Source organism: Paraburkholderia sp. CNPSo 3076 (assembly GCF_026343935.1).
GTDB classification, from domain to species: Bacteria; Pseudomonadota; Gammaproteobacteria; order Burkholderiales; family Burkholderiaceae; genus Paraburkholderia; species Paraburkholderia nodosa.
In genome coordinates this window covers 269014-293610 of the sequence record NZ_JAPMAL010000001.1, presented here as the reverse complement: position 1 = coordinate 293610, position 24597 = coordinate 269014, and the positions used below count along the sequence as shown (strand labels likewise).

The 24597-nt window shown below is 66.1% G+C and carries 22 protein-coding genes; 8 read left to right on the top strand and 14 right to left on the bottom strand.

Going from position 1 to position 24597, the window contains the following annotated elements; all coding sequences use genetic code 11:
- Positions 1-81 precede the first annotated feature (81 nt).
- On the top strand, positions 82-480 hold the full coding sequence (locus M3A49_RS01340; RefSeq protein ID WP_266227182.1) for a GFA family protein: 399 nt from the start codon (positions 82-84) through the stop codon (positions 478-480).
- A 35-nt stretch (positions 481-515) separates the two neighbouring features.
- Here M3A49_RS01340 and M3A49_RS01335 read toward each other — a convergent pair whose 3' ends face one another.
- The 4 genes from M3A49_RS01335 to M3A49_RS01320 form a co-directional block, all read right to left on the bottom strand.
- Complete coding sequence (locus M3A49_RS01335; RefSeq protein ID WP_254356751.1) at positions 516-1958, bottom strand: NAD-dependent succinate-semialdehyde dehydrogenase; 1443 nt, start codon at positions 1956-1958, stop codon at positions 516-518.
- Positions 1959-2231: 273 nt separating this feature from the next.
- Positions 2232-4361, bottom strand: coding sequence for a phosphocholine-specific phospholipase C (locus M3A49_RS01330; protein WP_266227181.1), 2130 nt, complete (start codon positions 4359-4361; stop codon positions 2232-2234).
- A gap of 78 nt (positions 4362-4439) precedes the next feature.
- A complete protein-coding gene (locus tag M3A49_RS01325; protein ID WP_266227180.1) occupies positions 4440-4889 on the bottom strand; it encodes a hypothetical protein in 450 nt (149 codons plus the stop codon).
- 157 nt (positions 4890-5046) lie between these two features.
- Complete coding sequence (locus tag M3A49_RS01320) at positions 5047-5394, bottom strand: DUF1330 domain-containing protein (RefSeq protein ID WP_266227179.1); 348 nt, start codon at positions 5392-5394, stop codon at positions 5047-5049.
- A gap of 271 nt (positions 5395-5665) precedes the next feature.
- On the opposite strand from M3A49_RS01320, the gene M3A49_RS01315 reads away from it, so the two are divergent.
- Both M3A49_RS01315 and M3A49_RS01310 read left to right on the top strand, forming a co-directional pair.
- Positions 5666-5947 carry a hypothetical protein gene (locus M3A49_RS01315; protein ID WP_266227178.1) on the top strand — a complete coding sequence of 94 codons (282 nt, stop codon included), beginning with the start codon at positions 5666-5668 and terminating at the stop codon, positions 5945-5947.
- 187 nt (positions 5948-6134) lie between these two features.
- Positions 6135-6353, top strand: a complete 219-nt coding sequence (locus tag M3A49_RS01310; protein WP_028206128.1) for a hypothetical protein — start codon at positions 6135-6137, stop codon at positions 6351-6353.
- A 45-nt stretch (positions 6354-6398) separates the two neighbouring features.
- On the opposite strand, the gene M3A49_RS01305 is transcribed toward M3A49_RS01310, so the two are convergent.
- The gene (locus M3A49_RS01305; RefSeq protein WP_266227177.1) at positions 6399-8534 is read right to left on the bottom strand and encodes a tetratricopeptide repeat protein; all 2136 of its coding nucleotides are present in this window, start codon (positions 8532-8534) and stop codon (positions 6399-6401) included.
- A 334-nt stretch (positions 8535-8868) separates the two neighbouring features.
- A complete protein-coding gene (locus M3A49_RS01300; RefSeq protein ID WP_266227336.1) occupies positions 8869-9933 on the bottom strand; it encodes an alcohol dehydrogenase in 1065 nt (354 codons plus the stop codon).
- Between the two features lie 203 nt (positions 9934-10136).
- Between M3A49_RS01300 and M3A49_RS01295 the strand changes: the two genes are divergently transcribed.
- Complete coding sequence (locus tag M3A49_RS01295) at positions 10137-10553, top strand: MarR family winged helix-turn-helix transcriptional regulator (RefSeq protein WP_266227176.1); 417 nt, start codon at positions 10137-10139, stop codon at positions 10551-10553.
- A gap of 66 nt (positions 10554-10619) precedes the next feature.
- Positions 10620-10769, top strand: coding sequence for a hypothetical protein (locus M3A49_RS01290; protein ID WP_254356745.1), 150 nt, complete (start codon positions 10620-10622; stop codon positions 10767-10769).
- Positions 10770-10820: 51 nt separating this feature from the next.
- Here M3A49_RS01290 and zwf read toward each other — a convergent pair whose 3' ends face one another.
- Together zwf and M3A49_RS01280 are read right to left on the bottom strand one after the other, a co-directional pair.
- Positions 10821-12296, bottom strand: a complete 1476-nt coding sequence (gene zwf, locus M3A49_RS01285) for a glucose-6-phosphate dehydrogenase (protein ID WP_266227175.1) — start codon at positions 12294-12296, stop codon at positions 10821-10823.
- Positions 12297-12523: 227 nt separating this feature from the next.
- Entirely contained in the window at positions 12524-13849 is a 1326-nt protein-coding gene (locus M3A49_RS01280; protein WP_266227174.1) for an Nramp family divalent metal transporter, read from the bottom strand.
- Between the two features lie 237 nt (positions 13850-14086).
- Between M3A49_RS01280 and M3A49_RS01275 the strand changes: the two genes are divergently transcribed.
- The 3 genes from M3A49_RS01275 to M3A49_RS01265 all read left to right on the top strand — a co-directional run bounded on the left by M3A49_RS01275 (position 14087) and on the right by M3A49_RS01265 (position 17383).
- Positions 14087-15073, top strand: coding sequence for a beta-propeller fold lactonase family protein (locus tag M3A49_RS01275; protein WP_266227173.1), 987 nt, complete (start codon positions 14087-14089; stop codon positions 15071-15073).
- Between the two features lie 13 nt (positions 15074-15086).
- Positions 15087-16094 (top strand): sterol desaturase family protein, encoded by a 1008-nt coding sequence (locus M3A49_RS01270; protein WP_254356742.1) that lies wholly within the window; start codon positions 15087-15089, stop codon positions 16092-16094.
- A gap of 167 nt (positions 16095-16261) precedes the next feature.
- Entirely contained in the window at positions 16262-17383 is a 1122-nt protein-coding gene (locus M3A49_RS01265; RefSeq protein WP_266227172.1) for a 3-deoxy-7-phosphoheptulonate synthase, read from the top strand.
- A 5-nt stretch (positions 17384-17388) separates the two neighbouring features.
- On the opposite strand, the gene M3A49_RS01260 is transcribed toward M3A49_RS01265, so the two are convergent.
- From M3A49_RS01260 to dbpA, 6 genes are all read right to left on the bottom strand, one after another.
- The gene (locus M3A49_RS01260) at positions 17389-18048 is read right to left on the bottom strand and encodes a DUF2894 domain-containing protein (RefSeq protein WP_266227171.1); all 660 of its coding nucleotides are present in this window, start codon (positions 18046-18048) and stop codon (positions 17389-17391) included.
- Positions 18038-18685 carry an OmpA family protein gene (locus tag M3A49_RS01255; RefSeq protein ID WP_266227170.1) on the bottom strand — a complete coding sequence of 216 codons (648 nt, stop codon included), beginning with the start codon at positions 18683-18685 and terminating at the stop codon, positions 18038-18040. The genes M3A49_RS01260 and M3A49_RS01255 overlap by 11 nt, the downstream gene beginning before the upstream one ends.
- Complete coding sequence (locus M3A49_RS01250; protein WP_266227169.1) at positions 18682-21300, bottom strand: DUF802 domain-containing protein; 2619 nt, start codon at positions 21298-21300, stop codon at positions 18682-18684. Before M3A49_RS01250 ends, M3A49_RS01255 begins: the two co-directional genes overlap by 4 nt.
- Positions 21301-21322: 22 nt before the next feature.
- The gene (locus M3A49_RS01245) at positions 21323-22033 is read right to left on the bottom strand and encodes a DUF3348 domain-containing protein (RefSeq protein ID WP_254356738.1); all 711 of its coding nucleotides are present in this window, start codon (positions 22031-22033) and stop codon (positions 21323-21325) included.
- Between the two features lie 162 nt (positions 22034-22195).
- Entirely contained in the window at positions 22196-22846 is a 651-nt protein-coding gene (locus tag M3A49_RS01240) for a DsbA family oxidoreductase (protein ID WP_266227168.1), read from the bottom strand.
- 95 nt (positions 22847-22941) lie between these two features.
- The gene (dbpA, locus tag M3A49_RS01235) at positions 22942-24348 is read right to left on the bottom strand and encodes an ATP-dependent RNA helicase DbpA (protein WP_266227167.1); all 1407 of its coding nucleotides are present in this window, start codon (positions 24346-24348) and stop codon (positions 22942-22944) included.
- Positions 24349-24597: the final 249 nt, after the last annotated feature.

Genomic DNA, 24597 nt, shown 5'->3' with positions numbered 1-24597 from the left:
GAATTCGTGCAACCATGCCCGGGCGGTTGTGCTTACAGTGCTGAAAGCGTTGGGCAGGCCAGGTGCCCGAAGGAGAGAGCGATGCTGACTGGCGGCTGTTTATGCGGCAAGGTCCGCTACCAGATTTCGGCTGCGCCGGTTGGCAGCACGGTATGCCATTGCGTGGATTGCCGGCGCGCAACGGGCGCGCCGTTCGTCGGCTGGCTCAGCGTGCCGTGGAGTGCGTTCCGGCTCGTTGCGGGCGCAACCAAAACGCATGCGTCGAGTCCGGGTGTCGAGCGCGCGTTCTGCGCCGATTGCGGCACGCCGCTCACCTACCGGCATGCGGCGTTCGCGGGCGAGATCGACCTCGCGACCGGCACGCTCGATCGTCCCGACGACGCGCCGCCCGACAATCACAGCTGGACCTCGCAAAAGCTGGCCTGGGTGCAACTCGCGGACGGCTTGCCGCAATATCCGCGTGCGCTTCCCGGACCGTAAGCCGGAAAAGCGCGCGCGTTTTCAGCGTGCAGCGATCAACGATGCTCGGTAACGAACTTCGTGACGAGATAGGCTTCCATCGCCTCGCTGCCGCCTTCCGAGCCGTAACCCGAATCCTTCACGCCGCCGAACGGCGTTTCCGGCAGGGCGAGGCCGTGATGGTTGATCGACAGCATGCCGGTTTCCACGTCGTCGGAGAGTGCGGCCGAGGTCGCGCTCGAACGCGTGTACGCATACGCGGCAAGACCGTACGGCAGACGGTTCGCTTCGACGATCGCGTCCTTGTAGCTCGAGAAACGCGAGATCGGCGCGATCGGGCCAAACGGCTCTTCGTTCATGATGCGCGCGGAGAGCGGCACGTCGGTGAGCACGGTCGGCGCGAAGAAGTAGCCTTCGCGGCCCACGCGCTCGCCGCCCGTCAGCACCTTCGCGCCCTGTTCGCGCGCGTCGGCCACGAGACGTTCCATTGCGGCGAGGCGGCGGTCGTTCGCGAGCGGGCCCATCTGCACGCCGTCTTCGAGACCGTTGCCCACCTTGATCGCACGCGTCGTTGCGACGAAGTGCTCGACGAACTCGTCGTACGCGGCGTCTTCCACCATGAAGCGCGTGGGCGAGATGCACACCTGGCCCGCGTTGCGGAACTTCGCGCTCGCGAGCAGCTTGGCGGCGCGCGGCACGTCGGCGTCGGCGAATACGATGGCGGGGGCATGGCCTCCCAGTTCCATCGTGGCGCGCTTCATGTGCTCGCCGGCCTTCGAGGCGAGCAGCTTGCCCACCGGCGTCGAGCCCGTGAACGAGATCTTGCGGATCGCCGGATGCGCGATCAGGTACGACGACACTTCCGAAGGCACGCCGAACACGAGGTTCAGCACGCCTGCGGGCAAGCCCGCGTCGGCGAACACTTTGACGAGTTCGGCGCAGCTGGCCGGCGTTTCTTCCGGTCCCTTGAGCACGACGGTACAGCCCGAGGCGAGCGCGGCCGACACCTTGCGCACGGCCTGGTTGAGCGGGAAGTTCCAGGGCGTGAACGCGGCGACCGGACCCACCGGCTCGCGCGTGACGATCTGGCGAACGGCGTCCGAACGCGAGGGAATCACGCGGCCATAGGTGCGGCGGCCTTCTTCGGCGAACCAGTCGATCGTGTCGCCGCCTGCTAGCGTTTCGAGCTTCGCTTCGCCAAACGGCTTGCCCTGCTCGCGCGTCATGATCGCGGCGATGTCGTCTGCGCGATCGCGCAGTAGTTGCGCGGCGCGGCGCATGAGCTTGCTGCGCTCGAGCGGCGAGACCTTGCGCCATTCGCGGAAGGCGCGCTCGGCGGCTGTGGCTGCATCCGAGAGGTCCTGCTCGCTGGCGAGGCTCAGGCGGCCGATTTCCGCTTCGGTCGCAGGGTCGATCACAGCAATCGTCTTCGCGCCGGCGCGCCATGCGCCGTCGATGTAGATCTGGGTGTTGGGATAGGGCTTCACGCTGGAACTCATGATGGGACGATCCTTTTCAACGGTTCAACGACAGGCTCCCGCCGCGCGCACGGCAATGCGCGCAGGCGGGCGCCGGAAAATGCGGAGCGCCCATTGTGCCACTGGTTCGCAGATGCTGCAGGGCGTGCCATTGCGAGGAGTGCGTTGGCCCTTTTAAACCCACACTATGAGAAGGAACGGATCCTCTGCGCAAAGGCAAAAAAAAGCGGCGCCCGAAGGCGCCGCAAATAGGGAAACAGAAAAGGAATCGTCAGGCCATGTCTCGCGTCGGGCTCAGCTCAGCTTCGTGACCGGCGCAACGGCCGCAGGGTCGCTGATGCTCGGCCGACCGTTCTCGATGTGTCCGGCGAAGCGCCAGGCGTACGTGGCGTCGTCGCGGCTCGTGACCGTGAGGTCGTACCAGTGATGGCTCGAGGCGAGGACCCAGACTTCGTCGATTTGCGCGCCGGCCGGCACGACCACGTTGCGCTCGTGCGCGCCATAGGCGTTGTCGGTCACGTTCAGGTGCGCGACGCTGCTGCCCGCGTTCGAGAACCTGAGGAAGAGGTTGCCGTTGGCCACGTCGTAGTGCGCCGTCACAGCGGGTGCCGGTGCGCGGCCCGACTTGCCCGGACCCGATTGCGCGGCCGTGCCCGCAAAGCGGCGTACGAAGCCGTTTGGGCCATGCACTTCGAACGCATAGACGCCGCTCGTTACGGTGAGGTCCCACGTGTCGTCGAGCGATTTGCCCGCTTCGACCGTATAGCGCCACGGGCCGTCGCTGCGGTTCGTGCCGTACACGTAGAAGTGCGCGCCCTGGCGGCCCTTGTTCGCGAACGTGATCGACAGCGTGTTGTTCTGCGCTTCGGCCTTCGCGTTCACATGAAGCTCGTAGGGCAGCGCACGCGCGTAGCGCACGCCGGGCTCCTGCGAATCGATCGGCAGCGGCGTGGCCGGCACCGTGGGCGCCGAGTTGGCCGAGCACTGGTTGTCGGCGAGCGTCATGTAGTTGCTCGTGTCGGGCAGTGTGGGCATCGTGGCGTCGGGCGTGCGGAAGTCGAAGCACGTGGTGAGGTCGCCGCACACCGCGCGGCGCCACGCTGTGATGTTGGGCTCCTGCACGCCGAAACGCGCCTCGATGAAGCGGATTACCGAAGTGTGGTCGAACACTTGCGAGCAGACGAAGCCGCCCTTGGTCCACGGCGAGACGACCGTCATCGGCACGCGCGGTCCGAGGCCATAGGGCAGGCCGTCGGCGGTGTACTTGCCGCCGCGCAGCGGGTTGACCACGTTGTGGATCTCGCCGTCCACACTCACCGTCGACTTGCCCTGCGTGGACGTCGTGGGCGGCTGCGGCGGCACGATATGGTCGAAGAAGCCGTCGTTCTCGTCATACATGATGAAGAGCACGGTCTTGCTCCACACGTCGGGGTTCGAAGTCAGCGCTTCGATGATCTGCGAGGTGTATTCCGCGCCATAGGCCGGCGTGTACTTTGGGTGCTCCGAGAACGCCGCCGGCGGCAGCAGCCACGAGACTTGCGGCAATTTGTTCTGGAGTACGTCGTTTTTCAGGTCGGCGATGGTGCGCACCGTTTGCGCGCGCTGGTAGAGCGCCGAGCCGGGCTGCGCGTTGATGAAGTTCGCGAAGTTCTGCAGGATGTTCGTGCCGTAGTTGCCGTTCAGCGGGTCGCTGCCGTTCGTGCCCTGCTGGTAGATCTGCCAGGAGATGCCGGCGGCCTGCAGGCGCTCGGGATAGGTCGTCCACGAAAGCAGTTGATACGTGGGCGGCACGTCGGCGTCCACGAAGTCGTTGTTGTCGAGCAGCGGGCCGCCCATCGTGCCGGTCGGATCGACCATGCCGGTCATCAGATACGAGCGGTTCGGGTGCGTCGGGCCAGGCAGCGAGCAGAAGTAGTTGTCGCACACCGTGAAGGCGTCGGCCAGCGCGTAGTGGAACGGAATGTCCGCGCGCAGGTAATAGCCCATCGTCATGTCGGTCTTGTACTGCGGCCACTGGTTGTACAGACCGTTGTTGATCGCGTACTGCGTGGGGTACCACGAGTGGTCGAGGTCGCCCACGCATTGCGCGCTCGTCTTGAACGTATCGAGGTGGAACGGCAGCACGGGCTTCGTGGCGTCTTCCTTCGACGGCTGATACCACACCGGCAGGCCGCCCGGCAGCGGAATGGGCAGGCGGTCGTTATAGCCGCGCACGCCGCGCATATGGCCGAAGTAGTGGTCGAACGAACGGTTCTCCTGCATGAACACGACGATGTGCTCGACATCGCGGATCGTGCCCGTGCGCGAATTGGCCGGAATAGCCAGCGCATTGCGGATCGATTCGGGAAGAACGGTCATCGCTGCGGCGGCGGCGCCCGATTGCGCGACTGTCTGCAGGAAACGGCGACGGCTGTTTGACGTCATTGTTGCTCACCTTTCTGCTTGGGGTTGGAGTGTCGTGCCCGACGGTGTACTCGCACAAGGGCACGCAGGTGCAATGCTTCAATGGCTGGATGTTGCGGGACTGCTGGAATCGTTGCCGTTGCTGGCCTGGGTCTGCGCGCTGTCGCCAGGCGCGTAGCTCAGGACCGGCGTGACCTGGTCGCTGTCGGCAGCGAGGCTGGCCTGTGCGCCTTGCACGGGGTCTCTCGCGGTGTTCGCGGCAGTGGCCGCGTTCGCGCCATAAGCGGGTATGGCGCTCGGGTTCGTCGAGGCGTTCGCTGATGTGCTCGCCGAAGTGTTCGTGTCGGCCGTTGGCAACGGCATTATCCGCGCGCTATTCGCCAACGCCGATTGCGTTGCGGCGCTCTGGCTTTCCGATGTATCCGGCGTCGACGAAGCCGCCGACGTGCCGTAGCCCGGGCCGCATGCATCGAGCATGATGGTTGCGAGTACAACGATCGCCGCGGTCGACAAGGTCGTCGACACGCGCTTGGGAAGGCGTATTCTCATGGGCGCATCCGGTCTGTGGGGATGGGTCGCGCACAGTTTCGCCGTCGTTGAAGAAAGAATTGTGAAACGCACGAAAACGTTTGCAGGCGATGAATTTCCTTTGCAAACGTGGTGCACGAAAAGCATTCGCTGCCGGTTGTGAGCTAACGAAATGCTTTCACTTCGCGCAGCCGTTTTCGTGGGCGGGACGCAGCACGTCGGTCGCGCGATGCGGCATCTCGACTTGATCGATCAGGAACACTTCGCCGCGCGAGTGCTCCGCGCGCAGCGGCAGGATCGCCTGATAGGCGCTGGAGCGATACCACGTGCGCGCGATCTCGCGGCTCTCGAATTCGATCATGATGAGGTCGCCGGAAAACTTGCCCTCGAGCTGCTCCACGCGTCCTCCGTGAATGATGAAACGGCCGCCGAAAGGGGCGAGCGTGGCGTCGATCTTCTCCAGATATTCGACGATGGCGGGGCAAAGTTCGACGTCGCGCAGATGGGCAATGGCGTAGGCGGTCATGGCAGGTCTCGTGAGCGTGAATGGGCGGGTCAACGCTTACGAGAATAGGGCGCGCGGGGCAGCCGATCGATTACCTGCGAGGTAAAGGCGCCGCTGCGGTGGACCTTCCTCGCTGTTGAGAGTCGTCGATTTAGTCCCTCTCGGAAGGCTTTTTCTTGACCTGTATCGGGCTAGGGAATGAATTACCCAATTCCCATTGCGTTTTCATTGCACACGGGAGATACCTCGGGTAGAAGGCTTCGCGCGTATGGAACCATCGAGGTAATAGCATATGGCGACACTTGCCCGTAGGCTCGCTAAAGTGACATTGTTCGTCGGACTGTTTTTGCTTTCCGTTCGCTATGTCCATACGTATCCGCTGCGGATGCCTGAGAGCCAGCTTTCCGTGTGGCTATCTGTTTCAAACCGCATGGGTATTCGGGATCCGGACGATCTCTATATTCCAGTGATGCTAATTTCAGAACTCGTCGTTTCGCTTCTTCTATATGCGACGATAGTCAAAATCTGGCGCTACTACTGGTCAAAGCGCCAGGGCATGACGGCCCGAGGCTGACCGTGATGACGTCGGAGTGCGATGTCGATGAACGGAGCGTCGAGCGCTAAGATCCGCTCAGGTTCGAGCAGCGATCTCCAGACAGATACCCATGGTCACGCGGCTCAATCGCCCAACATATCTGAGAGTAAAATACCCATCATCCGAATTCCGGACCGAGACGTTTTCGCTTTTCGTCACCGCCGCCATGAACCCGTCACCCGAGAATAAACCCGCGCGCAAGCAGCCGCCCACGTGGCTGCTGAACACTCTCACGGCGCTCGTTGGCGTGCTCACGCTCGCGCTGGGTATCGGCTGGATCGTCTACAAGTGGGTCGTCGATCTGGAGATTCCGTACTTCGCCATTCCGCTCGTGATGTGCGTGCCGGTGATCGCCGCCGTGGCGTTCCGCAACATCTGGGATTGAGGCGCGCGAGCACCTCTCGCATCCCCCGGATTTTCAAATCCCGTTTCAAACGCCGAAGCGCTGCGCGCACGCCGCGCGCACTCGCTCCACAACGGCACTCCATGCTTCGTTCATGCGCTGGCGGAACAGGCGCATCGTGCCCGGATACCACGGCGAATCTTCGCGGTCATGCATCCAGCGCCAGTCCAGGTCGTACTGCGGCAGCAGCACCCAGCACGGCTTGCCGAGCGACGCCGCCAGATGCGCCGTGGACGTATCCACGCAAATCACGAGATCGAGCTGCGCGATGATCGCCGCGGTATCGACGAAATCGCCCACGTCGGTGCCGAGGTGCAGCAGCGGCAGGCTCGCAGGCGGATTCTGCGCCTCGTCTTCTCCATGACCTTTTTGCAGGCTCACGAACTGCACGCCCGGCAGGTTCCAGAGCGGAGCGAGCGCGGCAAGCGAGGGCAGCGAGCGGTGCGCGTCATTGAAATGCTTCGGGTTGCCCTTCCAGACGATGCCGATGCGCCGGCCTGGCGAGAGCGCGGCAAGGCGCGCGCCCCAGTGCTCGACGAGCGCGGGCTCGGGCGTATAGACGAGCGGCGCGGGGATCGTCTCTAACGTCGTGCCTAGACGGTGCGGCGCGCTGATCGGGCTCACCCAGCAGTCGAACTGGCCGGCTGCAGCTGCGCCGGCTTCGTGGTCGAGCACGGCGTCGATGCCTTCCACGCCGCGAAAGAGCCGATGCAGGGGCGGCTGGCAGGCGAACGCGACGTGCGCCGCGCCCTGCGCCTTGAGCACGTGCGCATAGCGCCCGAATTGCAGCATGTCGCCGAGGCCGTCTTCCTGCCACAGCAGCAGCGATCTGCCAGCGAGCGGCTCGCCCTGCCAGGCGGGACACTGCAGCAGACGCTGCGTCGCGTGATGCACGAAGCCGGGCATGGAGTAGCGGCATTCGTAGCGCGCGAAGCCTTCTTCGAAGCGGCCCATGCTGATGAGCAGCGTGGCGAGACGGAATTTCGCATCGCCGTATTCCGGGTTCGCGTCGAGCGCGCGGCGGTAGCTGGCCTCCGCTTCGTCAAGCCGGCCGTATTCCTTGTGCAGGCTCGCGATATTGAAGTGCGCCTCGGCGAAATCGGGCCGCACGGCCACGGCTTCGTGGAGCACCTCGAGCGCTTCCGCGCGGCGCCCGAGCGCCATCAGCACACAGGCGAGATTGTTATAGGCCTCGACGCGGCCCGGCATGCGGCGCAGCGTCTCGCGATATGCCGCCTCGGCCTCGGGCAGCCGCTCGAGCGTATGCAGCGCGACGCCGAGGTTGTACTGCGCTTCCGCGTGGTTCGGCGCGAGTGCGAGCGTCTGGCGGAACGCCACCTCCGCCTCGGGCACGCGCTTGAGGTCGGTGAGCACGCAACCGAGGTTGTTCAGCGCATCGATAAAATTGGGGCGAATCTGCAGCGCGAGGCGAACCGCGAGTTCCGCTTCGGTGAGCTTGCCGGACGCCTTGAGCAGCGTGGCGAGATTGTTGAGCGCTTCCGGATACTGCGGGTGGATCAGCAGGGCCTGGCGAAAGGCCTCGCCGGCTTCGTCGCCGCGCGCCTGATCCCGCAGCAGTGTGCCCAGCGCGTTGTACGCCTTCGCATGGCGCGCATTCGCGGCGATGGCGCCGCGAAACGCGCTTTCGGCTTCTGCGTGGCGGCCTTGTCCCTGCAGCAGGAGGCCGAGGTTGTAGTGGGCGTCGGCGTGAGCAGGGCAGTCCGCGAGCACAGCGCGAAAGGCAGCTTCCGCTTCGGCGTGGCGCGTCTGGCGCTGCAGGACGACGCCCAGGTTGCTGCGTGCGTCGGCGTCGGCGGGCGCGAGGCTCAGCAGCCGTTCATAGAGCGCCTGGGCTTGATCGAGGACGCCGAGCGCCGCAAAGAGTGCGGCGAGGCCGCTGTACGCCTGCGCGAAGTCGGGCTTTGCCGCGAGGCAGCGCTGCCACAACGCCTGGGCGCGCGCCGCGTCGCCGGTGCCCATCGCGCTCAGGGCCGCGAGATTGAGCGCCGGCGCGAGCGCGGCGTCGTCCGTTGCCCCGGGTCGGCCGCCGACATGCGGTTCGAGCAACGCGAGCGCGTCGGCGAAGCGGTGCGCTTCGCAGTGCGCATTGGCTTCGCGCAGGATGTCGTCGGGGGCGGGCGCGAGGGGCGTCGAAATGGTCACAGTGAAAATCGTAAGAGACGGGGCGCGGCGCGTGGGCGACACGGACAATGCGGCAGTGTCGAGATTACGACAGCTCGTGCTCAGTCAACGGTGCGAATTGAGCGCGTCCGGTGCGCTTATTCGGGCGATAAGCGCATCTGGCCCGCAAAACCTTGCAGATGGCTTGCAAAATGGGGCGGGCGCCGTGGATAGGCGCGTAAGCGTTTTAAGCGCTTTAAGCGCTTGCGCGCGCAGAAGGGGGATCGTCACTGTGAGCCGATCTCCCCGATTAATTCGAATTCCGAACGATTCGTCATCGCGCGCGGCCGGACCGGGCCGCGCGCGATGAAGCGCATCAGGGCACCAGTATTTGCCGCCCGACCACCAGGCCCTGCACGAGCGCTTCGAACGCCTCGTTGATTTCCGTGAGCGGCCGCACAGAGACCGGCGAGGGCTGCATCTTGCCTTCGCGCATCAGCGTCACGAGTTCGCGCAGCTCGGGCAGCGTGCCCACGTAGCTGCCCTCGATCTTCAGCGGCCGCATCGGGATGATGGGCAGCGAGAACGTGAGGTCGCCGCCCATCAGCCCGACGATCACCACGTGGCCGCCGCGCGCGCAGGAGTCGAGCGCGAGCTTGACGGTGGGCGTCGCGCCCACGAGGTCGAGCACCGCGCGTGCGCCGCCGCCCGTTGCCGCGAAGACCTGCTGCACGGCGTCGTCCGAGCGCGCGTCGATGGCCGCGAGCGCGCCCGCCGCCAGCGCGGCTTCGCGCTTGGCGGGGTCCACGTCCACGACGATCGCGCCTTGTGCGCCCATCGCCTTGAGCACTTCGAGCGCCATCATGCCGAGGCCGCCCGCGCCGATCACGACCACGGGGCCTTCGTGGATGCGCGCGCCGAACTTCTTCACGGCCGAATACGTCGTCACGCCCGCGCAGGCAAGCGGCGCGGCCTTCACGGGATCGAGGCCGGCGAGATCCACGAGATAGCGCGGATGCGGCACAATCACGTAATCCGCAAAGCCGCCGTCACGCAGCACGCCGAGCGACTGCGGCTTCGCGCAGATATTTTCTTCGCCGCGCTGGCAGGCCGCGCATTCGCCGCAGCCGATCCACGGATGCACGACTGCCGCCGTGCCCGCCGCGAGCGCCTCCGGCGCGCCTTGCGCGTCGGGGCCGAGCGCCACGACCTCGCCGCAGATTTCATGGCTCGGCGTGAGCGGCAGCTTGATGCCGCGGTCGGCGAGCGAGAGCTTCTTGCCGCCGCCCAGGTCGTAATAGCCTTCCCAGATGTGCAGATCGGAATGGCACAGGCCCGCGGCCTTCACGCGCAGCAATACCTCCGTGCCTTTGGGCTCGGGCACGTCGCGCTCGACCAGTTCGAGCGGCTTGCCGTGATGGATAACGCAGTAACAGCGCATTTGCATCGATGTCTCCGTGAGTGTTGTGTACGGCGGCCAGACACAGCCAGGCGAAAAGCGGCGTCTTTGCATCATAGCCGATGCGATTTAAATTCGTCCGGTCGTTCTATTTTTGCTGCTGTGCGCTTGATTCGTCAGCAGGCAGACGTGTGCATTCGGTGCAGATCGTTGCATAGCTAACTATATTGGGTTACCCTGTGCGCATGTTCGATCATTGCCTTTACTTCAACACCACGGCGCTCGCGCGGCGCCTCGAGCGCGAATGGGCGCAAGCCTTCGAGCGCTTCGAGCTAACGCCGCCGCAGGGGTTCATGTTGCGCGCCGTGCTGGAGCGTCCCGGTTTGCCGCAGCGCGAACTGGCCGATCTGCTCTCCATCGCGCGGCCCACGGCCACGCGCGTGCTCGACGGCCTGGAGGCGCGCGGCTACGTGGAGCGCCAGCGCACGGCGGGCGACGGCCGCGAAGTGGCGATCGTGCCCACGGCGCAGGCCGTGGCGATTCGCGAGGCGCTCAATGCCGCGAGCGCGACGGTCGCGAGCCGCCTGAAGCGCACGCTCGGCGGGGAGGCGTTCGTGGATACGGTGTCGCGCCTGCGCACGGCGCGGGCCACGTTGTGCTGAAAGCGCGCGGCGCGCGTTATGCGCAGCCACGCTTCAGAAGGGCATTAAAGAGTAGGGAGTTGCATCATGCGGCGCATCGGCGCTTTCTGTCTTTCAACCTGGCTTGCGGCCGCGGTTCTTTTTCTCGGGCGCCATTCGGTGCCGTTGATTGCGCTCAGCGGTGTGATCGTGTTCGCCGGATTCGACCTCTTTCGTCCTGATTCGGCCGACCAGTAACGCCATGCTGCGAGCGCCGCGCGTAGCACGCGGCGCTCGCGGTCCTTCACATTACATCTCTTCGGCCCACGACATGTTTTCGCGCGCGAGCAGCGCCGACGATGCCGCCGGCCCGAACGTGCCTGCCGTGTAGGTGCGTGGGCGGTCGTTCAGTTCTTTCCAGCCGTTGAGAATCGGCTCGACCCACGTCCATGCGGCTTCCAGTTCGTCGCGGCGCATGAAGTGCGTGAGGCGGCCGCGGATTACGTCGATCAGCAAGCGCTCATAGGCTTCGGCGCGGCGCTCGGGAATGGCCTGCTGCAGATCGAGATTCAGGCTCACGGGCAGCATATTCATGCCGCTGCCCGGCTCCTTCGCGAGCATTTGCAACTGGATCGACTCTTCCGGCTGAAGCTGGATCACGAGACGGTTGCCGTAGTGGCGCGGGCCGCTCGGGAAGATCGAGAACGGCAGGTCCGCGAATTCGATCACGATTTCCGACTGGCGGTTCTGCATGCGCTTGCCCGTGCGCAGGAAGAACGGCACGTTGGCCCAGCGCCAGTTGTTGATGTGCGCGCGCAGCGACACGAACGTTTCCGCCTTGCTGTCGGGCGGCACGTTGTCTTCCTGCAGATAACCCTTCACCGGCTGGCCGTCCACGGCGCCCGCCGCGTACTGGCCGCGCACGGTGTCGCGCGCGATATCGGCGAGCGACATGGGGCGCAGCGAGCGCAGCACCTTGAGCTTTTCGTCGCGCACGGCGTCCGGGTCGAGCGAGACGGGCGGCTCCATCGCCACGATGCACAGCAGTTGCAGCAGGTGGTTCTGCACCATGTCGCGCAGCGCGCCCGTGTGATCGTAGAAGCCCGCACGGCTGCCGACGCCCACCGTTTCCGCCACCGTGATCTGCACGCTGCGGATATACGGCGCCTGCCACAACGGCCCGAAGATCGGATTGCCGAAGCGCAGCACCATCAGGTTCTGCACCGTTTCCTTGCCCAGATAGTGGTCGATCCGGTAAATCTGCGATTCGGAGAAATGCCGGCCCACCGACTCGTTGATCTCCTTGGCCGAGGCGAGATCGTGGCCGAGCGGCTTTTCGAGCACCACGCGCGAGCTGCCGTCGATCAGACCGCCCGCCGTGAGGTTGTCGCAAATCGTCGTAAACAGTTCCGGCGAAGTCGAGAGATAGAACACGCGCAGGGCATGCTCGCGCGACGCCGCCTTCAGGTTCGCGTAATTGACGGGATCGTTCACGTCGATGATCACGTACTGGAACAGGTTCAGAAAGCGGTCCCACGCTTGCGCGTCGAACGCTTTCGCGTCGATGAACGGACGCGACTGCTCTTCCATGAACTTGCGATAGTCGTCGATCGTCCAGTTCTTGCGGCCCACGGCGATGATGCGCGTTTCCGGCGGCAGGTTGCCATGCAGGTGCGCCATGTAGAGCGCCGGCAGCAGTTTGCGCGCGGCCAGGTCGCCTCCGCCGCCGAAAATGATCATGTCGACGGGCTGTTCGGGCAAGGCTTGGGCAGGCTGATTCGTCATGGCAGGTCGGAGGTGACGCGCGCTCGGGCAGCGTGGTTGAGCACGACCACTAGCGCGCGGTTGCAAAACCCGCACCGGTCGCAAGAGCGGGGCGCGGCGAAAACACTAATGGTGCATGGTTTCGCGCGAGTTTGCACGCATGGCGCGAACGAGGCGTTGCGCGAGACGTCTTCGTCGATAAACCGACCGGCCGTTCATGCATGCATCGCGTGGCATTGCGCCGATCTTTACCCGAGCCCCGGCACCGCCACGCCGAGGGTCGTGAGCACCAGCACGACATTGAGCGAGAGCACCGCGGCCGCGCCCGCCAGGGCTCCCGCAGCCGTGAGCGCGCGGTTACGATGGGGACCCATCACGTCGCCGCGGCACGTGAACCACACGAGCGCGGCCATCGGGAACGGCAGGGCGAGACTCAGCACGACCTGGCTCATGACGAGCGCGTCGGTGGCGTTTACGCCCAGCGCCACCACGATGAAACTCGGCACCATCGTCACCGCGCGGCGCAGCCACAGCGGAATGCGGAAGTTCACGAAGCCTTGCATGATCATCTGCCCCGCGAGCGTGCCGACCACCGAACTCGAAATGCCCGAGGCGATCAGCGAGACGAGGAAGATGCTGGCGGCCGCCGCGCCAAGCAGCGGCGCGAGCGTGCGGTAGGCGGTCTCGATTTCGGCGACATCCGCGTAGCCCTGGTGGAACGCGCCGGAGGCCATCACCACCATCGCCATGTTGATGAGCCCGGCCACCGAAAGCGCGACCACGACCTCGACGTTAGAAAACTTCACGAGGCGTTTGCGCTCGGCGTCGTTGCGCGCGAGCACCCGCGCCTGGGTGAGCCCCGAGTGCAGAAAGAGTGCATGCGGCATGACCGTTGCGCCAATGATGCCCACCGCGATCGTCACGGCTTGCGCGTCGGGCAGGCGCGGCGTGGCGAGGTGGCGCAGCAGGCTTTGCCACTCGATCGGCGTGATGAAAAGCTCCAGAACATAGCAAATGCCGATCACACCCACGAGCGCGCCGATCAGCAGTTCGAGCGGCCGGAAGCCCGCGCGCTGGAGAAACAGCAGCGCGTAGGTCACGACGGCCGTCACCGCCATGCCGGCGAGCAGCGGCAAATGAAAGAGCAGCGCAAGGCCGATCGCGCCGCCGAGGAATTCGGCGAGATCGGTGGCCATGGCCGCGATCTCGCTCACGATCCACATGAGCCACACGAGCGGCGCGGGCAGGCTGTCGCGGCACAGTTCGGCGAGATTGCGCCCGGTGGCGATGCCGAGTTTCGCGGAAAGTCCCTGAAACAGCATGGCGATGACGTTGGCCAGCAGCACGACCCATAGCAGCGCGTAGCCGTAGCGGGCACCGGCCTGGATGTTGGTCGCGATATTGCCGGGGTCGATATAGGCCACCGAGACGACCACGGCCGGACCCGCGAGCGGCAGCAGAAGGGCGACGCCGCGGCGGCGTCCTTCGAGCGCTTCGCGCACCGCGGCGGCCGTGTTGCGGGTGAGGCCGTCGGGGGCGCGCTGCGCCTCGTCATCGCGGGTGCGATGATCCATGCAACTTCTCGCGCGATCCGGGGTCTGTAGGCGCAGCCCATCGCCCTATGGCACGCATCGAACATTTGCGAATACGTTGAAAGTGCGTCATCGGAATCGGGCCCTCACGCGTTAAGCAGGCAATCCGCGCGCCTGCCTTGGCACTATCTCAGCACAAACCGGCGCGGCGCGCCTTCGCTGCTCTCTTTCCCTTACGAAATGCCTGAATTCCCGATCTTTTCGTTTACACCGGCTCACATGAAAAAAACGCTCGCGACGGCGCTGCTGATGAGCGGCCCCGCATGGGGCACGCTCGCCCACGCCGACGACAAGGTCATCGTGCTCGACTCGGGCGAGGCGAAGCTCTCGCTCATCGACCAGGCAAGCCGCACCGTGGTCGGCACCGAGCCCACGGGCAAGGAACCGCATCACCTGATGATCACGCCCGATGGCAAGTCCCTCATCGTCGCCGATTCGGTGTCGAACGACCTGCTGTTCCTCGACCCGCATACGGGGCAGATACAGCGCCGCCTGGAAGGCATTGAAGATCCGTATCAGCTTGGCTTCTCGCCCGACCACAAATGGTTCGTGACCGCGGGCCTGCGGCTCGACCGCGTGGACGTCTATCGCTACGACGGCCAGAACCTCGCGATCGCAAAGCGCATTCCGCTCGGGAAAACGCCGAGCCACATCACGTTCGCCTCCGACAACAAAACGGCGTTCGTCACGCTGCAGGACACGGGCGAAGTGGCCGCCATCGACCTGCCGACGCAAACGGTGCTCTGGAAGCTGCAAGTGGGCAACACGCCCGCCGGCCTGTGGATGACCCCGGGCGACAAGTACCTGCTGGTGGGCATGACGGGCGAGGACAACGTGGCCGTGGTGGACTGGCACAACCGCACGGTCGTGAAAAAGATCCAGACCGGCCGCGGCGCGCACAACTTCCGCAACCTGGACGATGGCAAACATATCGCCGTGTCGAATCGCGTGGAGAGCACGATCAGCATTCTCGACTACACGACGCTCACGAAAGTCGCCGACATCACGGGCCTGCGCCCAGGTCCCGACGACATGGAACTTTCGGCGGACAAGCGTTACCTTTGGGTGACGTTCCGTTTCGCGAAGCATGTGGGCATCATCGACCTGAACACGCGCAAGCTGATCGATACGATCGCAGTGGGCCGCTCGCCGCACGGCATCTACTTCGCGAACAGCGCGCCGGTATACGCGCCGAACCCGGATTGATTGAGGAGTCCCGATGCTCGATACGCTGATTTCGCAGGCCGACAACCTCGTTTCGTGGCTGCAGACGCTCGTCTACGTGGACGTGGTGCAGCCGATCTTCTACAAGGTCGGCCTGATGGGCTACGACGAGGACACCTACGACGCGCTCTACTGGGTAATCGTCGGCGCGCTTCAGATCTGCGCCTCGTATGTGCTGCTGCGCCCGCTCGAAGCGCTGCGGCCCGCGGAAGACTGGGGCAATCGCCGCGCGCTGCGCGCCGACGTCTGGTACACGTGGATCGCGAAACTCGGCATTCTGAACATCGCGTTCTTCTTCCTGCTCACGCCATTGTTCAATCACTGGCAGAGCCTGATGGCGATCTACAGCGTGCCGAACATCGACGTGGACAGCCTCTGGCCCGGCGTGACCGACAAGCCGCTCGTGTCGTTCCTGATCTATCTCGTCGTGCTCGACTTCGCGGGCTACTGGTATCACCGCTGGCAGCACCGCTTCGGCGTGTGGTGGGAACTGCACGCCGTGCATCACAGCCAGCAGCAGATGTCGCTGTGGTGTGACGATCGCAACCATTTCCTCGACGACATCGTTCAGGCTGCGTTCTTTGCGGGTATTTCGCTCTTTATCGGCGTGCCGCCCGCGCAGTTCGTCGTGCTCGTGGCCGTGAGCAACTTCATGCAGAGCGTGCAACACGTGAACGCGCGGCTCGACTTCGGCTGGCTGCTCGAGCGCATCGTCGTGAGCCCGGCGTTTCATCGCCGCCATCATGCGATCGGCTATGGCCACGAAGGCACGCGCTATGGCTGCAACTTCGGCGTGCTGTTTCCGTGGTGGGACGTGATGTTCCGCACGGCGTCGTGGAACAAGGAGCATGAGCCTACCGGCATTCGCGACCAGTTGCCCGCGCCGCACGGCCGGGGCGCGAACTATGGCGAAGGCCTGCTCGCGCAGCAATGGTTTGCCCTTGTGCGCATCGCGCGGCGCCTCGCGGGCAAGGGGTATCCGCTGGGGGACGCGGCGCGCTGAGCTTCGCTGCGTTCGTTGTCGTTCCTCATGCGAGGCGGTCTTCGGGCCGCCTCGTTTCGTTTGAGGCTGACGTTTCGGGGTGCGGCCGGCGCGCCGGATGCGATAATCGCGCATTCATCCCCCACACATGCATGATGCGCGCGTCAAAAGCGCAGTTGGAGAACATCTTGAGCCGTATCGATAATCCGCAGCACGACCAGGAAGTCGGCGTGGCCGACGCCACCCAGGACACGACCCGCATCGACGACACGCGCATCGGCGCCGTGCGCCCGCTCATCTCGCCCGCGCTGCTGCTCGACGAGCTGCCGGTGCCGCAGGAGACGCAAACGCTCGTCGAAACGAGCCGCGGCGAGATCGCCGAAGTGCTCGCGCAGCGCGACGACCGGCTCGTGGTGGTGGTGGGCCCGTGCTCGATCCACGACCACGACCAGGCGATCGAATACGCGAAGCTGCTCAAGGCGAAGGCCGATACGCTCGAGGACGACCTGCTGATCGTCATGCGCGTGTACTTCGAGAAGCCGCGCACGACGGTGGGCTGGAAGGGCTATATCAACGACCCGCGTCTCGATGGCAGCTTCCGCATCAACGAGGGCCTGCGCGCCGCACGCCAGCTGCTGCTCGACATCAACGCGCTCGGGCTGCCCACAGCCACGGAATTCCTCGATCTGCTGAGCCCGCAATTCATCGCCGACCTCGTGGCGTGGGGCGCGATCGGCGCGCGCACGACCGAAAGCCAGAGCCACCGGCAGCTTGCCTCGGGCCTCTCATGCCCGATCGGCTTCAAGAACGGCACCGACGGCGGCGTGCAGGTGGCCGCCGACGCCATCGTCGCGGCGCGCGCGAGCCACGCGTTCATGGGCATGACGAAGATGGGCATGGCCGCGATCTTCGAAACGCGCGGCAACGACGACTGCCACGTGATCCTGCGCGGCGGCAAGAGCGGGCCGAACTACGATGCGGCTTCCGTGGCGGCGTGTTGCGCGTCGCTTGCGAAGGCGGGGCTGCGCGAGCAGGTCATGATCGACTGCTCGCATGCGAACTCGAACAAGGCGCATCAGCGCCAGATCGACGTGGCGCGCGATATCGGCGAGCAGCTGGCGGGCGGCGACAAGCGCATTGTCGGCGTGATGATCGAGAGCCATCTCGAAGAGGGGCGCCAGGACCAGAAGCCGGGCGTGCCGCTCAAGCACGGCGTGTCGATCACCGACGCGTGCATTAGCTGGGCACAGACGGCGCCGGTGCTGGACGGGCTGGCGCAGGCGGTGCGGGAGCGCCGCAAGGCGGGGTGAGGGCGCTAACGCCCCTTGCGCGCCCCTTTTTTCGCTGATGTTGCCCGCGGCGCCTCCCTCACCGGCGCCGCAACCCCCACACTCGCATTCAACTGCTCGAGCCACGAAAGCGCATCGGCATAGGCGAGAAATTGCTGCAGATACCCCGGCGACACTTCGCGCATGAGCGAGAGCGCGCGATGCACGAGGCTGCTCGAATTGAGCGGCCCCGCGTTTCTGGGCACCTGGTCCAATGACTGCCGCAGCTGCTTTTCGGAGCGCACGCGCGACCACGTTTGCCGGAAGTATTCGACCAGTTCCGGGTCTGGCTCGTGCCGCACGCGCGTCGCCGGTTGTGCCGGTTCCGGCCGCGCTAGCGAATCGACGAGGCGGCCCAGTTCGCTTCTCGCCGTCTCGTCGCCGAGCCCGTGCGTGATGTTCGATGTCTCGCGCGCGAGGTCGTCGGCGAAGGCGTCGAGCAGTTGTGCGAGTCGCGCGTCGATGAGCCGGCGCGCTTCGCCTGCGTGTGCGGCGGCGCGGCGTTCCAGCGCCTCGATGAAGTGAAAGCGCACCGGGTCGAGCTGGTCCGCGCCGCGGGCGCGCCAGGCGTCGAGCAGGGCGCGGGCGTCAGGCGCGGCGGCTGGTGCGGCTGCTTGCGAGAACCGCGGGCCCGCATCATTGACCATGCTTGCCCTCGCCGACGGTCGGCCGCGGCACCGGCGCGATCTCCACGCGGCGGTTCTTCGCGCGGCCGGCCTCGTCCGTGTTGGCGCTCACCGGCTGCTCGGAGCCGAACGCCGCCGCGAACACCGACGACGCGGGAACGCCGGCGTCGATGAACGAGCGCGTGACCGTCAGCGCGCGTTCGGCCGAAAGCTCCCAGTTGTCGGCGAAGCGGCGGTTGCCTGCGTGCACCTGCTGGTCGTCGGCGAATCCGCTCACCATCAGGATTTCGTCGCGGCTCTTCAGATACGCCGTGAGCGGCCCGGCGAGGCTCTTGAGCAGATCGCGGCCTTGCGGCGTCAACTGGTCCGAGTTCAGCGCGAACAGCACGCTGCCGCTAATGCCGATGCGTCCATTCACGAGCGTCACGCGGCCCGCCGCGAGCGGGCCCGCGAGCGCCTCTTCGAGCGTCTTGCGGCGCTCGGTTTCCGCCTTGCGCTGCTTCACCTCGTTCGCGAGCCGGCTCGACAGTTCGAGCTGCATGCCGACCACGCCCACGAGGATCAGCAGGAACGCGCCCAGCAACACCGACATCATGTCGGCGAATGCGGGCCAGACCGGCGCAGCGGGGGCCGCGCCGCCGTCGATTTCGTCGTTCATGCCGCGTCCGCTCCGGCGGTGGCGCGCTGGTTCGCGAGCTGCTGCAGATTCTCGACGATCTGCTTCTGCGACAGCATGCTCAGGTCGATGACCTCACGCGCCTGCGCCACGTAGTAGGCGAGCTGGTCGTCGCTGCGCGCAAGCGACTTGTCGAGCGCGGCCTCGATGCGCTCCAGATGCGCCACGAGCTTGTCGTTCGATTCGCCAAACACGAGCACGGCCGCGCCGAACGCGTCGCCGAGGCTCGCCACTTCCACGGCGCTGCCGCTCACCTGCGCGGCGATCGCGCCGAGCTTGCCGCTCCCGGCTTCGACGTTCGCGCTGAACTGGCCGCCCACGCGCTCGAGCAGATCCGACGATGTGGAGACGAGCGCGTCGATCGCCGAGCGCTGGTCGGTGGAGGCGCGGTTCACGGCGTCGAGCAGTGTTTCGAGCGTGGCGAGCAGGCGGTTGCGCTCGTCGAGCATCGCGGTGTCGCGGACCATGCTGTCCGACAGTTTCTGGCGCAGCTCGGCGATGACTTCGGCTGCTGCCTGCGGTGCGACCGACGCGGCCTGCACGAGGCTGCCGATTTCGGCGATCGTGCTGGCGTTGTGCGCCTGCGACTGCGTGGTGATGTCGTTGGCGGTTTGGGCGAGCGTTGCGCAGATTTCCTGCTGGCGCTGCGCGGTGGCCGCGCTCGTGGTTTCCCATTCCTCGCGCAAGGCCGCCGACATCGTGGCAAGCGACGCGCTCCATGCTTCGAGGCGTTGCTCGTCGCGCGAAGAGATTTCCGCGTGCAGGTTTGCTGCGGCCTTTGGAGCCTCGGCGGCCGCTTCGACCAGACGATCGATCTCGGCAATCGTCTTGCTGGCGTGCTGTTGCGACTGCGCAGCGATATCGTTCGCGGTTTGCGTGAGCGTCGCGCAGATTTCCTGCTGACGTTGCGCCGTGTGAGCGCTCGTTGCTTCCCACTCTTGACGCAGCCCGGCGGCCATCGTCGCGAGCGATGCGGTCCATGTTTCGATGCGTTGCTCGTCGCGCGCGGAGATTTCCGCGTGCAGGTTTGCTGCGGCCTTCGGCGCTTCCGAAGCGGCATCGACGAGGCGATCGATCTCGGCGATCGTCTTGCTCGCGTGCTGCTGCGACTGCGCGGCGATATCGTTCGCGGTCTGCGCGAGCGTCGCGCAGATTTCCTGCTGACGTTGGGCCGAAACCGCGCTGGTCGCTTCCCATTCCGTGCGCAAGGTGGCGGCCATCGCCGCGAGCGCATCGGCCCAGCTTGCGAGCCGCGCTTCGTCGCGCGCGCCGAGCTTCGTCTGCAGCTCCGCGTGGGATGCATCGACCGCGCGCAGCAGCGACGCCGAGTGCTGCTCGAACGTCGCCGCCGCCGTGGCGAGCGCTTGCTGGTTGCCCGCGGCGAGCTTTTCGCCGGCGCGCGCTTGTTGTTCGAGCGCCGCCTGCCATGCCTGCGACATCGTTCCTGATGCGCTCTCGAAGCGCGTCGACACGCCATCGAGCAGGCCCGAGGCACGCTGCTCGAAGCTTGCGTTGAAGCGCTCCAGCGCGCCGCCCAGGTCGGCGGCAAGCGCCTCGTTGGTCTGGCGGTGCTGCGCGAGCGCGCGGTTCCAGATGTCCGCGACGTTTGCCGTCGAGGCCTCGAAGCCGCGCGAGAGCCCTTCGAGCTGTTGCTGCACCGCCTGCGTGAGCGCGCCCTGCATCGACGCCGATTCGCGCGCGAGGCCCGCCATGGTCGCTTCGACGACGGGCTGCAGCGCCGCGCCCGCGGCGCGCGCGCTTTCGGCGGCGCTCGACTTGAGCGACTGGCCCACGGAAGCCGCGAGGCGGCTCCAGGCGGCTTCGGCGTTCGCGGCAAAGGTCTGTTGGGTCGCGATCTGCTGTTCGTGCTGCGCGGCGCCCTGGCGTTCGATCAGTGTCATCAGCGCGCCAAGCTTGTCGACCAGCGCGGGCATGGCGTCGGCCTGGCGCTGCAGCAGCTTGAACGAGGCTTCGCGCTGATGAACCGGCGAGAAGGCGCGCAGCGTCGTCGCGATCTTCACGTCGAGCTGCTGCGCGGCTTCGATGCGTTCACGGCGGCAAAGCGCGGAGAGCAGGCCGAGCATCGCGGAGGTGGCCACACCCGCGATCGAAGTGCCGAACGCGAAGCCGAGGCCGTTCACCGGCGCGGCGAGCGAGGCGCGGATGGCATCGAGGTCGGTGGCGCTTTCCAGCGCCGCGCCCGTGCCCTTGAGCGTGACGACCATGCCGAGCAGCGTGCCGAGCATGCCGAGCAGCACGAGCAGGCCCGTGAGGTAGGGCGCGAGTGCCGGGCCCGGCAGGGCCACACGCTCGCCTTCGATGCGCGCGCGCACGGCATTGCGCAGGCCCGGATGCAGCGTGTCGAGCCAGCCGGCCAGGCGCGCGGGCGGCGTGTTCAGTTGCGCGACGGCCTGGGCGAGCGTGGTCGTGGCCTGCTGGAAGCGATACAGCTCCCACGCGCCTGTGACATAGCACGCGCCGATCAGCAGCGTGACGGCGCTCGCAAGCGGGTTCGTGACCGCGTAGCCGGCGCCGATCCAGCACACGGCGGCGAGACCCACGACGAAGACAACAGATTCAATGCGAAATCGGGACATAGCGCGGGACATAGCGTTTGGGTTAGCTGGTGCGAAGGGCAGCAAGCAGCCCCTCCACCGGTTGAAACCGAATCTCAAGTTCGGCGAGCAACACGCTCTGCATATCTTTGCGAAAGCCGGCGAGCCAGGCGTGAGGCGCGGCGCTTTCTCCGGCGGACTGCGCCGCGGCCGCTGCGCGCTGCCGCTCGAAATGCGCCCCGAGCAGCGCGGGCACGCCGGCGAGCAGGCTGCGCTCGCGCGCGCCGAGCGCCTGCTCCATCACGGCGTCCACCGTCGCGAGGCGCGCGAGCGCAGGCGCACGGGCGGCCAGCGCGGCACGCAGACGGGCGCGCAGCGTGGCGATGTCGGTCTCCATCGCCTGCTGCAGGGCGACGTAGCGCTGGCGGAAATCCGCGAAATCGGGTTCCACATCGGCTGGCTGGCTGGCGGCCTGCGTGCGTCGTCCGTCGCGCCGCGCAGGCCCGCCTTCGCCCGCAATGGCCTTTCTCAGCGCCGCGCGCACGCGCTCGCTCTGGCTTTGTTCGGAACTGGCGCCCACGCGCGTGGCTGGCTCGCCGCCCGGCGTCTGCACGCTCAGCGCCGTTGAAAGCGCGATGGCGTCCGTCCAGCCGAGCCACTGGCTCAGATGGTCCGAGATCGATTGCCGGGATTCGGGCACTTCGGCATCGCCGAAGCGGGCAAGTAAGCGCACGAGCGTCGGGCCGCTCAACGCAAGGCGTTGCGGGGCTAGCACTTTTCCACCTGGGCAAAAAACCCGCTAGTTTACACGCCCGCGAGGGGGCGGCCGGCATCGGCCGTCTGCCGGGCGCCTGAACGACGGCGCGGCGGCCCGTGAAAGCGGAGTATTCGCGGGCGCGAGGCCGCGCCGCGCGGGGGCTTCAGATGCCTGAGCCGTTCAGGCCTTGGCGCTCTCGGCCAGGATTTGCTGGATCGCCTGCTTGAAGGTTTCGACGGGCTGGCCGCCGCTGACCAGATACTGCTGGTTGAAGATGATCGCTGGGACCGACTGGACACCGGCCGACTGGTATTCGTGCTCTTCGGCGCGCACTTCGTCGGCATACTGGCCACTTTCCAGGACTGCACGCGCTTTATCCGCGTCGAGCCCCACGGACTGCGCCGCCGCGACGAGCACCGCGTGGTCGCTCGTGTCCTTGCCCTCGCCGTGATACGCACGCAGCAGCGCCAGCTTGAGCGGCAACTGCTTGCCCTCGATGCCGGCCCAGTGCAGCAGACGATGCGCGTCGAAGGTGTTGTAGATGTGCTCGCGCGGCCCGAACGCGAAACCGACGCTCGCGCCGCGCTCGCGGATCATGGCCTGCGTTTCGGCGATCTGCTCGGGCGTGCGGCCGTACTTCTTGCTGAGATACTCGACCACGGATTCGCCGCCCGGGCCCATCTGCGGATTCAGTTCGAAGGGGTGCACGACGATCTGCGCATCGACGGTGTCGCGCAGCCGTTCGAGCGCGAGGTTCAGCGACGAGAGGCCGATTGCGCACCACGGGCACGCGATGTCGGAGACGAAATCGATTCTGAGCGGTTGTTTCATGGCTTTCCTGATCCGGTTGAACGCGGGGTAACTGAGGCGCGGTGCAGCGCGGGCGCGCAAGTCGCGTGCGCACCCGGCGTGGATGATTCGTCAGTTCATTCGTCCATCATGCGGGCCTTGACCTTCTTGCCCTTGACCTTGCCCGCATTGAGCTTGCGCAGCGCGTCGCGCGCGATGCTGCGCTCCACGGCCACGTAGGTCGAAAAATCGGTCACGTTGATCTTGCCGATCTGTGCGCCGCTGAAGCCGGCTTCGCCGGTGAGCGCGCCCAGCACGTCGCCGGGGCGGATCTTTTCCTTGCGGCCGCCCAGGATTTGCAGCGTTTCCATCGGCGGCAACAGCGGCGCGTTGCTGGCGGACTTGAGTTCCGCGAGGGGGCTCCATTCGACTTCGCGCTTGAGCGCCTGCTCGATGCCGCCCACCCGGCCCATCTCGTCCATGCTCGCGAGGCTGAGCGCCCAGCCGTCCTGGTCGGCGCGGCCCGTGCGGCCGATGCGGTGCACGTACACCTCCGGGTCGGGCGTGACGTCCACGTTGATCACGGCTTCGAGCTGCGCGATGTCGAGGCCGCGCGCGGCCACGTCGGTCGCCACGAGCACCGAGCAGCTGCGGTTGGCGAACTGGATCAGCACCTGGTCGCGCTCGCGCTGGTCGAGCTCGCCGTGCAGCGCAAGCGCGTGAAAGCCCTGCGCGCGCAGCACGTCGAGCAGGTCGCGGCATTGCTGCTTGGTGTTGCAGAACGCGAGCGTGCTCACGGGACGGTAGTGGTTGAGCAGCATGCCCACGGCGTGCAGGCGCTCGTCTTCCGTCACTTCATAGAAGCGCTGGCGGATCTTGCTGTCGTCGTGATGCTCTTCGAGCTTGACTTCCTTCGGATTGCGCAGGAATTGCTGGCTCAGCTTCGTAATGCCTTCGGGATAGGTCGCCGAAAAGAGCAGCGTCTGGCGCTCCTTGGGGCATTGGCGCACCACGGTGGCAATGTCGTCGAAAAAGCCCATGTCGAGCATGCGGTCGGCTTCGTCGAGCACGAGCGTATTGAGCGCGCCGAGCGCGAGGTTGCCGCGCTCCAGATGGTCCATGATGCGGCCCGGCGTGCCCACGACGATATGCGCGCCGTGTTCGAGGCTCGCCGCCTGCGGCCGCATGGGCGTGCCGCCGCACAGCGTCAGCACCTTGATGTTCTCTTCCGCGCGCGCGAGACGGCGAATTTCCTGCGTGACCTGGTCGGCCAGCTCGCGCGTGGGGCAGAGGATCATGGCCTGCACGTCCTGACGACGCGGGTCGAGACGCGAGAGCAGCGCGAGCGAGAAGGCCGCTGTTTTGCCGCTGCCGGTCTTGGCCTGGGCGATCAGGTCGTGGCCCGCGAAAGCGATGGGCAGGCTCGCGGCCTGGATCGGCGTCATGTCGACGTAGCCGAGGCGCGTGAGGTTGGCGAGCATGGCGGGCGCGAGCGGCAGCTCGCTGAAGGGCTGGGCGTGCGTAGGAGTGGCTTTGTTTGTCATGACGGGGTCTCGCGCCGGACGGGTGAGGGCGACGCGGCCGTTCGGTAGAAGTGGCGTCGATGCGGGTGGTGCGCGCGCAGTGCGCGCGCGTTCCGGGATTTTAACGGATGCGCGCGCCCGCGCCTGCGCGCGTGCCGCGCGAGGGGCGATGTCGAGCGCCACGGAGGAGGCCGAAAATCATTCGCTTGTTAATCGCGATTTCACGCAATAATAATAGCTGTATATAGCAATAATGCACGCGCGCGATAG

What these genes read in the sequence shown, in the direction of transcription:
- M3A49_RS01335 (WP_254356751.1), bottom strand. Translation starts at nt 1,958, where the DNA reads ATGAGTTCCAGCGTGAAGCCCTATCCCAACACCCAGATCTACATCGAC.
- M3A49_RS01260 (WP_266227171.1), bottom strand. Translation starts at nt 18,048, where the DNA reads ATGGTCAATGATGCGGGCCCGCGGTTCTCGCAAGCAGCCGCACCAGCC.
- M3A49_RS01340 (WP_266227182.1), top strand. Translation starts at nt 82, where the DNA reads ATGCTGACTGGCGGCTGTTTATGCGGCAAGGTCCGCTACCAGATTTCG.
- M3A49_RS01330 (WP_266227181.1), bottom strand. Translation starts at nt 4,361, where the DNA reads ATGACGTCAAACAGCCGTCGCCGTTTCCTGCAGACAGTCGCGCAATCG.
- M3A49_RS01300 (WP_266227336.1), bottom strand. Translation starts at nt 9,933, where the DNA reads ATGCGCTGTTACTGCGTTATCCATCACGGCAAGCCGCTCGAACTGGTC.
- M3A49_RS01250 (WP_266227169.1), bottom strand. Translation starts at nt 21,300, where the DNA reads ATGTCCCGATTTCGCATTGAATCTGTTGTCTTCGTCGTGGGTCTCGCC.
- M3A49_RS01240 (WP_266227168.1), bottom strand. Translation starts at nt 22,846, where the DNA reads ATGAAACAACCGCTCAGAATCGATTTCGTCTCCGACATCGCGTGCCCG.
- M3A49_RS01295 (WP_266227176.1), top strand. Translation starts at nt 10,137, where the DNA reads ATGTTCGATCATTGCCTTTACTTCAACACCACGGCGCTCGCGCGGCGC.
- zwf (WP_266227175.1), bottom strand. Translation starts at nt 12,296, where the DNA reads ATGACGAATCAGCCTGCCCAAGCCTTGCCCGAACAGCCCGTCGACATG.
- M3A49_RS01325 (WP_266227180.1), bottom strand. Translation starts at nt 4,889, where the DNA reads ATGAGAATACGCCTTCCCAAGCGCGTGTCGACGACCTTGTCGACCGCG.
- M3A49_RS01270 (WP_254356742.1), top strand. Translation starts at nt 15,087, where the DNA reads ATGCTCGATACGCTGATTTCGCAGGCCGACAACCTCGTTTCGTGGCTG.
- M3A49_RS01315 (WP_266227178.1), top strand. Translation starts at nt 5,666, where the DNA reads ATGGCGACACTTGCCCGTAGGCTCGCTAAAGTGACATTGTTCGTCGGA.
- M3A49_RS01320 (WP_266227179.1), bottom strand. Translation starts at nt 5,394, where the DNA reads ATGACCGCCTACGCCATTGCCCATCTGCGCGACGTCGAACTTTGCCCC.
- M3A49_RS01280 (WP_266227174.1), bottom strand. Translation starts at nt 13,849, where the DNA reads ATGGATCATCGCACCCGCGATGACGAGGCGCAGCGCGCCCCCGACGGC.
- M3A49_RS01310 (WP_028206128.1), top strand. Translation starts at nt 6,135, where the DNA reads ATGAACCCGTCACCCGAGAATAAACCCGCGCGCAAGCAGCCGCCCACG.
- M3A49_RS01290 (WP_254356745.1), top strand. Translation starts at nt 10,620, where the DNA reads ATGCGGCGCATCGGCGCTTTCTGTCTTTCAACCTGGCTTGCGGCCGCG.
- M3A49_RS01275 (WP_266227173.1), top strand. Translation starts at nt 14,087, where the DNA reads ATGAAAAAAACGCTCGCGACGGCGCTGCTGATGAGCGGCCCCGCATGG.
- dbpA (WP_266227167.1), bottom strand. Translation starts at nt 24,348, where the DNA reads ATGACAAACAAAGCCACTCCTACGCACGCCCAGCCCTTCAGCGAGCTG.
- M3A49_RS01255 (WP_266227170.1), bottom strand. Translation starts at nt 18,685, where the DNA reads ATGAACGACGAAATCGACGGCGGCGCGGCCCCCGCTGCGCCGGTCTGG.